Raw genomic sequence first — 10,670 nt, 5'->3', positions numbered from 1 at the left:
TTACTACCGTTTTTGTTTTTAGTTCCCGCTAATCCGCGATGAACCATAAAAAAGCCCCGCTATAGGGGCGGGGAAAGTTACCAAAGGTAAAAGAGAAATCAGTGCTCAAATGTCAGCGCTGCGTCTCACAGATCAGCACTGCACATTTCAAAGACAGTTCGTTAGATTGCGAAGCAAAAACCTAGGTTATAGTCTTCACCATTTTTCGCAGTGAACTCTTTGTCTTCACTTGATGCATTCGGGCGGCCACTTTCATCGCCTTTTACTAAGCTCACCCAGTGACGGATGCCAGAAGAACGGCTGGCCTCAGTTTGACCAAACGTAGTGCACGTCTCTAATTGGATATCTTGAATATCAACCAACTCCAGACGGCCTGTGCCTTTACGAGCGCCGATTGTCACTTCAACGTGCGTACCGCTTTCATCACGGAATAGGATTGCTGAAGGCTTAGATTTATCACCTGTGTAAGCTACAAAGTGTTTAGCGCGTTTTAGGCCGGTGTGCTCACCGTTTTTGAAGTAAACCTGAACATGTCGGTAATCAATCTCGTAGCTCACCGCGTCTTCGTGTGAACCCGCCTCAAGAGGAAATAAAGTATCAAGCAACTGTTTCGCCATTTTCTGTTTTTCGAGTTGCTTGTCTGCTTTCACCATTTCGACGGCAAAGACAGCTTCAGCAATAAATGTTGAATGGTTTCTGTGAAGTTCTGTTTTGTCTAGTGTCAGCATATTCATAGTCTATCCCTCGTACGGCTTTAAATTTCATTTAGGTCAAACATCCCAATAGACCCTTTTCAAAATTGTTCTTTACTGTGTGGTTTCCATGTTTTTCATACTACTTGTATTTTTGTCACAATTTCACAACAAAAATTTCACAGTGTGAATTTTACTAAATTGCTTTTTTACACAAACCGGTATTTCGAGCCCCCAGCCCTTTATTTCACTGGGTTGAGGGTTCAGTAGAAACACGTTTACGTGTTGTTTGAATTTGTGTAATAACCCACTCCAACCAACTTATTGTCGATCACTCGATAGTAAGTATGCTTGGTTTCTACTTTGCTCGACAGCGGGTTTAACCATCGGTAGGTGTAAACACCTCGGCCGTTTTCTTTCGCAAGGTGCAACATCTCCGTGAGAATCGGTTTATCGTCAGGACTTAGATTTTTACGCTGATTTTTCCGTCTTTCAGGGTAAACACATCAACCATACGAGCTTCGATGACGCTGCCATCCGGGTTCGTCGCAGAAAACGTTGATTCACTCACAGCACGGTCACCGCATACAAAGTGGACAGGGTCACTCCAAGCCGCATCTGGAAAGTTCTGCCAAACCAATTCAAAGCTATTTCGAACCGCTTCGTACCCTTCGATAGTGTTTCCAAGCAAGCCTTCTCCTGCCACCGTGTGGAATACACAGTCTTCTGTCATGAAAGACATGAGTGCTTCAATATCATGGTTATTCCACGCATCACTGAAAGACTGTAAAAAGGCTGTATCGACTTGGTTTTCCAGCACGAATGTCGCCGCATTGGTTTGCATATTCATATTCCAGAATCCTTTATGTTTTCGTTATTGGTTTAAATTTCAGTAGCTTTGCGCCACTTTTTTATTAGAGTGTTTAAACTAGATTTGTGAAAATTTAACAACTCGATAACAAGGTTCATCACTCTAACTTCGAGTTAGGTTATAAACAATCTCTAAGCTCACAGATTTCATCTTTTTATAAATTAATTAGTGTTCTAATTTTATTTAATCAACTTTTCACTGACGACATAAGAGGTATAATTAAATTAGAACGTGTTAGCCTTTAGTCGAAATCAAAGTCTTGATGATACTTTCGACCATACTGTTCAAGTTGACGATCATGAGTATTAACTTGCAATTCAATATTACCGTCACCTTTATTTATGACTTGGTTGTTATCTGCATGTGCTTCGTTTTTTAAATCCGTTAGTTTCTCTTCGACATACTCTGTCGGTTCATTTAAAACATTCATGGATATTAACTCCTTTATCAGGTTTACTTTCACTGATGGAAGAATATGAACGGACACTAGACCGTTTGAATATTCTTTCTCATCGTACAAAGGCTGAATGGCATCATTGCCACCTTCCTTAAATGGGTGAATGGAATACCACTTGTCCTTGCGTGGCTCTTGCTGATCGCAGTCCGCCACATTAAATATCTGAGTTTTGTTGAGATCACACGGCGAGCTAAAAACACTAACATTTTGATAATCAATAGCTTTTATAATATTGATACAGTCTTTACTTTGGCTATGACACACAGACCACAACGCATTGACCAGGTTATCTGTCCACTCAAGTAAACGGGTAGGAAACCCCTGTTTCTTGGCTAAACACATCAATAACCAATCGTTTATCTCGTGTGCACTCAACGAATGCCCGCCATAAACTCTCACGGTCGAGAGAATCTCTTGTTCGACACGGCGAATATTCTTTCGATTTGAGCGACCTAAGCTTGGCATCAGATTACTGTTTTCATAATCACACACGTTATAAATTAAACCACGATACCCACTACATTCAGCAATTAGCGAATCGATTATTTCATACAGTTCTTCTATTGAACTTATATAACGTTTATTTTTCACAACATGCATGTAATAGGTCACTTAATTTAAATTCGGTACAATCCAAGCATCAACATTTACGATTATAAAATTAACATCGTCAGCTATAACTTTCCAAAATAATAATAGGTATACATCTTCGTCAAAGAACTATTTTTGGATCCATTAGTTAAGGATCGATTAATAATAACGAGTGACAAAGTGTATATATCTAAAACCACTTATATACTTATGAGCCATTTAATTAGTGTTCTAATGTTTAACTAGAGATTATTGAACTAAGCGTTTATGTTCTTCACCTAAGCACTTGCCAATACCCGTTAATATTACCCGACCATGCGCTCGATAACCTTCTCGATGATGCGCTGGCCGGGCAAACTTCCTATGACTTATACGTAATCTTTGTATTTATCTAGGAAACGAACCGGTGTTGATAGTGCATCTCGGCGGAACGGGTCGCCCAACTCCTGAGTACACATGATTTCAATGATGGTTGTTTTGCCTTCGTTCATCTGCATGTCGATGGCTTTTTGCAAGGTTGGACCTACATCTTCAAGCTTATCAACCGTGATACCTTCAGCACCCATTGCTCGTGCAATCTCTGCAAAGCTTTGGTTATCCAGTTCACCAGCAACAAAGCGTCGGTTGTAGAAGTCGACTTGGTTCTTCTTCTCTGCACCCCATTGACGGTTGTGGAATACCACGGCTGTCACTGGAATGTTATGACGAACACATGTCATGGTCTCCATCAAGCTCATACCCCACGCACCGTCACCTGCATAAGAGATAGCAGGACGATGAGGTGCTGCCGCTTTCGCACCAATAATGGTCGGGAACGCGTAGCCACAGTTACCGAAACTCATTGCTGCAAAGAAGCTGCGTGGTTTTTCAAAGCGTAAGTAACTGTTTGCCACTGAGTTGATGTTACCGATATCCGTCGAGACCATTACGTCTTCTGGCATCGCTTTTTCTAGTTCACGCAATACTTGGCGTGGGTGTAGATATTCACCACCAGAGAACGGAGTCTCGTGTGAGTTTTCCTCAATCATATCTAAGCTGAACGAGTCACGTTCGTGTGTCCACTCATCAAGCTCTTTTTCCCAAAGTGCTTTCTCTGTTGCGACTGTATCTTGGCGAGCGCCTTTGTTGTCATCACACAACAGTGCGCGGCCTTCCAATCTTTCAGATAGAGCAACCGCTGCTGCTTTTGCATCACCACAGATACCAACCGAAATCTTCTTAACCAGACCAAGCATCTTGTTGTCTGCATCAATCTGAATGATTTTCGCGTTCTTCGGCCAGTAGTCCATGCCATGTTGAGGCAAGGTACCAAATGGACCAAGACGTGTACCCAAAGCGATAACCACATCCGCTTGAGCCATCAATTTCATTGCTGCTTTCGAACCTTGGTAGCCTAAAGGACCACACCATAATGGGTGACTAGCAGGGAAAGAGTCATTGTGTAGGTAGCTGTTCACTACAGGTGCACCTAGTCTTTCTGCCAACGCTGCACACTCTTGAACTGCATCTGCCATGACCACACCGCCACCAGAAATGATGACTGGGAATTTCGCTTCAGCAATCAGGTCTGCTGCTTCATTCAGAGATTTCTCACCACCTGGACCACGGTCTAAACGCGCGGGTTTAGGGATCTCGGTTTGAGTTTCACCGTAGAAGTAGTCACGTGGAATATTCAGCTGAGTCGGACCCATTTCGCTCATTGCACGGTCAAAGCATCGACCTGTGTATTCTGCCATACGGTCTGGATGCGTTACGTGTCCTTGATACTTAGTAAACTCTTGGAACATTGGAAGCTGGTTACACTCTTGGAAACCACCTAAGCCCATTGTTTTTGTACCTGTCTCTGGCGTCACAATTACGACCGGGCTATGTGCCCAGAACGCCGCTGCAATCGCAGTCACACAGTTACTAATACCTGGGCCATTCTGCCCGATAACCACGCCATGGCGACCAGAGACACGAGAATAACCATCTGCCATGTGAGCAGCACCTTGCTCGTGAACCACTGGGACCAATCGAATGCCAGCAGGAGCAAAGATATCCATTGCGTCCATAAATGCTGACCCCATGATGCCGAACATGTCGGTAACATCATTAGCAACCATAGTTTCAACGAACGCTTCTGATGGTGTCATTGTTACTGTGCCGGAAACAACCGTACGTTTTTCTTGCTCACTCATTCTTCCATTCTCCTTGAGTTAACCAAAATTTCATTTTTCGGAATGAATCGTCTCTTTTTTGAATTCATTTTCACCTTAGTAGTAGATTTTTTGCGCGTCAACTTTTTATATTAAATTGGAACAATTCATTCTAATTAATAAAACTGGATCGCATTATTGATAGTTTTTCGTACAAAAAGTGCCGTTAACTTAGAGTGAGCTGTTATTAATCGATGACATACCGCCCATCGCGGCAGTCATGGAAGCTATTAAGAGGGAAGAAAAATGAATGATGCGGAATTGATACCAACACAACCAATAAGTGTGAGAGAGTGTTTTGGCATCGACAGCAACCTAACCGTATTGGCGTTTGAACATGCGGGAGAGTATGTACCCAAGGTCGATCCTAACTACTGTTTTGATCCTGAAGTAACGCTAGCCATATTGGCGGGCTTCACTTCTAATCGCCGCACGTTGATACAAGGTACACACGGAACGGGCAAGTCTTCCCACATTGAACAAATCGCCGCGAGATTGAACTGGCCGTGTTTGAGGATCAACCTAGACGGGCACTTAAGCCGATTGGATTTCATAGGAAAGGACAGCATCGTCATTAAAGATGGAATGCAGGTGACAGAATTTAAAGAAGGCATTCTTCCACAGAGTATCCAGCAACCCATAGCTCTGGTATTAGACGAATACGATGCAGGACGACCTGATGTAATGTTTGTGATTCAACAACTCTTAGAGCAAGACGGCAAATACACCTCTTTAGAGCAAAACCGAGTGATCACGCCTCACCCTTCTTTCCGCCTATTTGCTACCTGTAACACACTTGGTTTGGGTAATTTCTCGGGTTTGTATTCCGGTACTCAGGTGCTTAACCATAGCCAACTTGACCGATGGAACATCATCGCCACGCTTAACTATTTAGATCCACAACATGAAACTAAGATCGTGTTATCCAAGCGCCCAGAGATGAACAGTGAAATCGGTCAGCAGTTAGTTGAGAAAATGGTCGCAACTGCTGGGTTAACACGAAATGGTTTTAGAGCAGGCGATCTGTCGACGGTAATGTCTCCGAGAACCGTGATCACATGGGCCGAAAATATCCGAATATTCGATAACGTAGCCACGGCATTTAGGCTTTCATTCCTAAACCGTTGTGAAGATGAAGAGAAAGAGTTGGTAAGCGAATATTACTTCCGCTGCTTTGGTGAGGCCCTAGAAACGCCTACTCAGAGTTATGCGCAGTCGGAGTCGTAAACCATGGCCAATGTTTCTTCTCAGCAGAAAAAGATCCTCGACCTTGGTGTGTCTGTCGCTAGAGCGATCAGTGGTGAATTGAACCTGAATTATCGGGGAGAGCGTCTCTATAACGGTAATAGTCCCTGCTATTATCAGTCTGCACACACCAACGATCTCACCTTTGTTTCTCGCCATGATTTAACAAACAGCAAGCTCTCAATGCAAGGCAAGATCGATTCATCGGCACTGAGACTATTGTTGTCAGATACTGATCTTCACTATTCATTACGACCAAAAAACGAAGTCGAACGTCTGTTATATGATTTCTGCGAACAAATACGAATAGAATCACAAGTCCCGTCTTACCTAAAAGGTGTGACTAAGAGCATTCAGTTCAACTTTGCGTATTGGAGCGATCAGTACCATCAAAATGGCTTTACTGAATCACGAATTGGCATGCTGCTGTTCACATTGATGCAGGTTATCCACACCCGCTTAACCGGTGTTCCAGTTTCTGAGCCGATTGCTGAAACCGTTGAATCAACTCGTGCGGGCATCGTACCTATATTCGGAAGCAGCCTGAAGCGCTTGAAGGCACATCGAGCCGACCAACAACAGTTTGCTCACTGCGCCAATGAACTGGCCTCTTTAGCGCAAGAACTCATCAACCAAGAACAAGAGAGTAATAACTCGCCAACCCCTACGGTTGAAGAAGATATCAAGATCCTCGCGCAGCTTGCTCTTATCGTTGATGGCGACATTCAAGACGAAGACGTCGATACCGATATCACGGGTAGTAGTAAGGTGTTTGAACTGTCGGGCGCCAATTATCAGGTCTTTAATTCAGAATTTGACCAAGTGGTTGCTGCAGATAAACTCGTCAGGCGCGCCCTGTTACTCGAACTGAGGCAAAAGCTCACCGATGACATTATGGCGAGACAAGTGAACACCCGCCGTTTAGCCGCTATGCTCACCAGCTTTGTTGCGACGTCCCAAAGGAATCGACGTCAGGATCATTTAGAAGAAGGCATTGTTAACGCCACCACCATCACCAAGCTCATCACTTCACCGTTGGATCGTTCTGTCTTTTATCAGCCAGAGGTTGGCGCATCTCATCAATGTGCTATCACATTTTTGATGGACTGCTCAGGCTCAATGCAAAAACACAGTCACAAACTGAGTCTACTGATGGATACAATTCTCAAATCGGTCGGGCTAGCCAACATCCCTTTCGAGATTATCGGCTTCACCACCAACAACTGGAACGGTGGCAAGGTTTACCGACAGTGGCTCAAGCAAGGCCAACCGAAACACCCAGGCCGTTTAAACGAAGTTCGACACATAGTGTTTAAGGATTTTGATACCCATTGGAGGCGCTCTCGTCTTGGCATTGCGAGCCTTCGCAAAGCAGACATCTTTAAAGAAGGGATTGATGGTGAAGCGGTTCAGTTCGCTAGCCAGCGCTTGCAGCAACATAGCGCACAGCGAAAGGTTTTGATTGTGTTCTCAGACGGCTGCCCGATGGATACCGCCACCAGCGCAGCCAATGATCAGTTCTATTTGGATAATCATCTCAAGCAAGTGATTGAGCGCGAATCGTTCAAAAACAGTATCGAGATTCATGGCGTGGGAATGGGCGTCGATTTGAGCCCGTACTACCGCAGTAACATCACTTTAGATGTGCAGGAGAGCTGCTTGTTTGGGTTATCTAGGAGGATCTTTGAGATGCTAAAGCGTGTTTAATCAGAGAGGCTTAGGCTAGCGAATCACTAGCCTCCTTTGTCGAGAATGATTTTACGAAAAGCCAAGCAACGACCATGCAGAAACAGCCATCAAATACCCACCAATCAACATCAACACTATAAATACCAACTTTCTGAGTTGGTCATTCGACAACGGCGGCGGGAAGCGCCGAGCAAACATAGTCACAAGCGCCACCAAGGGAACAGCAATAGCAGACAACCACAGTATGCTCGCTTCCATATCACCAGCGGCATAGACATTAACGGTACGGGACATCGACGTACAAGCGAACACCATCAGCAATGTACTTCGTACCAGATCTAGGGTAAAAGGCTGTCGATAGAGATGATAAACAATCGGTGGGCCCGCCATCCCAAACAGTCCTCCCGCGAGCCCAGAACTAAAACCAGACAACAAAAACGATACAGTTGCCGAGCGCTCTTTTCTGGTTTTAGGTTTGAACATAAAACTCAAACCTGCGAATAGCACCATCGCACCCAATAGTCCTCGGAGAATATGCGTTGCCGAATCGCTTAACTCGTCCAGCAAGTACACCCCCATCGAAACGCCGGGAATAATACCGATGACCAACACCACCAGAATCTTGAGTTCCCCAAGCAGTGGCTTACCCATCAATGCGACCAAGCAATTGAACAAGGTCACAATACTGACCACAGCGGCTATAACGGGTAAGGAAACCAGATTAAGGCTAACCGTTAAACCAATCACGATGATACCGAGGCCAAATCCGGTGACAGTTTGAAAATAGGTACCCACCGCGATGGTGGCAAGAATAGCGAGTAAAACAGGTAACTCCATCAGCAGTCCTAGTTAGGTTGTTTTTGGGGGGTTGATTTGAATGTGAGTATCAGCTTCAGGAGCTAGATTTTAGTATCTAAAATCAAATGTCGATTCATCTCTTTTTTCAGAATCAGCCGCCACGTCAGTCTTTGAATTTGCTGTTTTTCCTTGCTGCGCTTGTACCGCGGTCACCGCGATCACATTAAAGATGTCTTGTGCGCAACACCCTCTTGATAAGTCATTCGCAGGTTGATTCAACCCTTGTAACAGTGGACCAATCGCAACTGCCCCGCCTAACCTTTCCGCAAGCTTATAACCAATATTACCGGCTTCTAAATTCGGGAATATCAACACGTTCGATTGACCTTTCACCTCTGAATCTGGCAGCTTCTTCGCGGCAATCTCAGTCACAATCGCGGCATCGAGTTGAACATCCTGATCGACGGCGATTCCGGGACAACGCTGTTTCACGAGTTGAGCCGCGTTACGAACCTTATCGACTGATTCGTGCTTGGCGCTGCCGTTGGTCGAAAAAGACAGCATTGCGACTTTAGGTTCTTCCATCAGTAGCGTTTGAGCGCTGTTTGATGCGGCCACTGCAATCGATGCTAGCTCGGTTTCATTGGGGTTAATCACCAAACCACAGTCACTGAAAATCATGCCGCCTTTAAGATTATGGAAAGGCTCACACAACATCATCAGAAAGAAACTGGACACCAATTCACTGTCTGGCGCGGGGCCGATAATCTGCAGCGCAGCTCGCACCACATCAGACGTGGTATAAACCGCGCCATTAACTGTGCCGTCTACCAGTCCTTCCCTTACCATCAAATTGGCAAAAACAAGTGGATCTTGAACCAGCTCTAGGGCGTCATCATAAGTCATGCCTTTAGCTTTTCTTAATGTATACAGCCGCTCAGCGAGCACTTCTTTGAGTGACGACGCCTGTGGAGAAACAATATGAATGCCAGCGAGGTTAATGTGGTGAAGTTCTGCAGCAGCGATGATCGCCGATTCATCGCCCACAAGTGTGATGTGAGCGAGCTGTTTATCGATTGCTATTCTTGCAGCAGCTAGCACTCGCGGGTCCTCCGCTTCACTCAAAACAACGCGCTTACGATCTAAATGAGCTTTATCAATAATCCGTTCAATCGCCTTCATCTTAAAATTCCATTTATTGAGATTAATTGTTCCATAATTTATATTTATATTATTAGAATAATAGAAAAGGTCAAATTTTATTCAGATAATTGAAGAATAATGATTTGGTATGTACACTCTTAGGCATAGACATATCGCAAGGATGAATCACTGTATGCAAACAGAAACACCGCAAGTTCAAGGGGATACACCGACCCTCCGACTTTTTGCACTATTAGAGGTGATAGCGCAAAAAGACGAGTTTATTTCTCTGCAAGGTTTAGTCGAAGAGACCGGATTGCCAAAACCCACGCTGCACCGAATGCTTCAACAGTTAGAAGCGGCGGGCATCATTCAAAGAGATGGCGACGAAAAGCACTACAGCTCAGGTATTCGACTCAGAAAACTTGCCGAAAACCTACTTTTGAATAGCACCATGCACAGCGCGCGACGCACTATCCTTGAGAACCTGAGAGCAGAAGTCGGTGAGAGTTGTAACCTGACCGCTCTTTCAAGTGGCGAAATCATCTATCTCGATCGTGCCGAAACTGAAGCCCCCCTTCGCTTTCACCTGCACCCCGGCTCTCGCGTTCCCGTGCACTGCTCGGCTACCGGCAAACTGTTTTTAGCACACATGTCTAAGTCGCAGCGCAGACGATTAATTGAAAATGTGCCGCTGACTCAATACACAGTAAACACGATTACCGACTATTCGACTCTAGAGAAAGACATTGAAGAAGCGAAAATCCAAGGTTTTGCTATTGATGATGAAGAGTTTTTACCAGGCTTAGTCTGTATCGCTGTGCTGATACCCTCACCAACTGGTCAATCAAACCTAGGCCTAGCGATCCAAGCACCTGTGATTCGAGTGAAACCGGATGAAGCAATAAAATTCTTGCCCGCACTTCAAAAAGCAGCAAAAGCATTAGCGAAGATAGAAGCAGACAACTGGGCGCAAGAATAACCTT

9 protein-coding genes and 1 pseudogene are annotated in these 10,670 nt (G+C 44.7%); 3 read left to right on the top strand and 7 right to left on the bottom strand.

The window, feature by feature from the left end; translation table 11 throughout:
* Window positions 1-161: 161 nt before the first annotated feature.
* The 5 genes and pseudogenes from AB6E78_RS14465 to xsc all read right to left on the bottom strand — a co-directional run bounded on the left by AB6E78_RS14465 (window position 162) and on the right by xsc (window position 4,791).
* Window positions 162-734, bottom strand: coding sequence for a malate synthase (locus AB6E78_RS14465; protein WP_017070684.1), 573 nt, complete (start codon window positions 732-734; stop codon window positions 162-164).
* Between the two features lie 236 nt (window positions 735-970).
* Window positions 971-1,162, bottom strand: a pseudogene (locus AB6E78_RS14460) (hypothetical protein); the annotation flags it as partial.
* Window positions 1,156-1,542 carry a nuclear transport factor 2 family protein gene (locus AB6E78_RS14455; RefSeq protein ID WP_372133857.1) on the bottom strand — a complete coding sequence of 129 codons (387 nt, stop codon included), beginning with the start codon at window positions 1,540-1,542 and terminating at the stop codon, window positions 1,156-1,158. The gene AB6E78_RS14455 and the pseudogene AB6E78_RS14460, both read right to left, overlap by 7 nt.
* Window positions 1,543-1,804: 262 nt before the next feature.
* Window positions 1,805-2,620: an FRG domain-containing protein gene (locus AB6E78_RS14450; RefSeq protein ID WP_372133856.1), complete on the bottom strand. Its 816-nt coding sequence runs from the start codon at window positions 2,618-2,620 to the stop codon at window positions 1,805-1,807.
* A 359-nt stretch (window positions 2,621-2,979) separates the two neighbouring features.
* Entirely contained in the window at window positions 2,980-4,791 is a 1,812-nt protein-coding gene (gene xsc, locus AB6E78_RS14445; protein ID WP_017057935.1) for a sulfoacetaldehyde acetyltransferase, read from the bottom strand.
* A 264-nt stretch (window positions 4,792-5,055) separates the two neighbouring features.
* Here xsc and AB6E78_RS14440 point away from each other — a divergent pair, with 264 nt between their 5' ends.
* Window positions 5,056-6,036 (top strand): AAA family ATPase, encoded by a 981-nt coding sequence (locus AB6E78_RS14440; RefSeq protein WP_372133855.1) that lies wholly within the window; start codon window positions 5,056-5,058, stop codon window positions 6,034-6,036.
* Between the two features lie 3 nt (window positions 6,037-6,039).
* Window positions 6,040-7,761, top strand: coding sequence for a cobaltochelatase CobT-related protein (locus tag AB6E78_RS14435; RefSeq protein ID WP_372133854.1), 1,722 nt, complete (start codon window positions 6,040-6,042; stop codon window positions 7,759-7,761).
* A 51-nt stretch (window positions 7,762-7,812) separates the two neighbouring features.
* On the opposite strand, the gene AB6E78_RS14430 is transcribed toward AB6E78_RS14435, so the two are convergent.
* Window positions 7,813-8,580: a TSUP family transporter gene (locus tag AB6E78_RS14430; protein WP_372133853.1), complete on the bottom strand. Its 768-nt coding sequence runs from the start codon at window positions 8,578-8,580 to the stop codon at window positions 7,813-7,815.
* 69 nt (window positions 8,581-8,649) lie between these two features.
* Window positions 8,650-9,723 (bottom strand): phosphate acetyltransferase, encoded by a 1,074-nt coding sequence (gene pta / locus AB6E78_RS14425; protein ID WP_372133852.1) that lies wholly within the window; start codon window positions 9,721-9,723, stop codon window positions 8,650-8,652.
* 154 nt (window positions 9,724-9,877) lie between these two features.
* Here pta and AB6E78_RS14420 point away from each other — a divergent pair, with 154 nt between their 5' ends.
* Complete coding sequence (locus AB6E78_RS14420; protein ID WP_017064281.1) at window positions 9,878-10,666, top strand: IclR family transcriptional regulator; 789 nt, start codon at window positions 9,878-9,880, stop codon at window positions 10,664-10,666.
* Window positions 10,667-10,670 lie beyond the last annotated feature (4 nt).

The organism is Vibrio sp. 10N.247.310.98 (genome assembly GCF_041467395.1).
GTDB lineage: Bacteria > Pseudomonadota > Gammaproteobacteria > Enterobacterales > Vibrionaceae > Vibrio > Vibrio crassostreae_C.
This window is presented reverse-complemented; position numbering and strand designations above follow the sequence as displayed.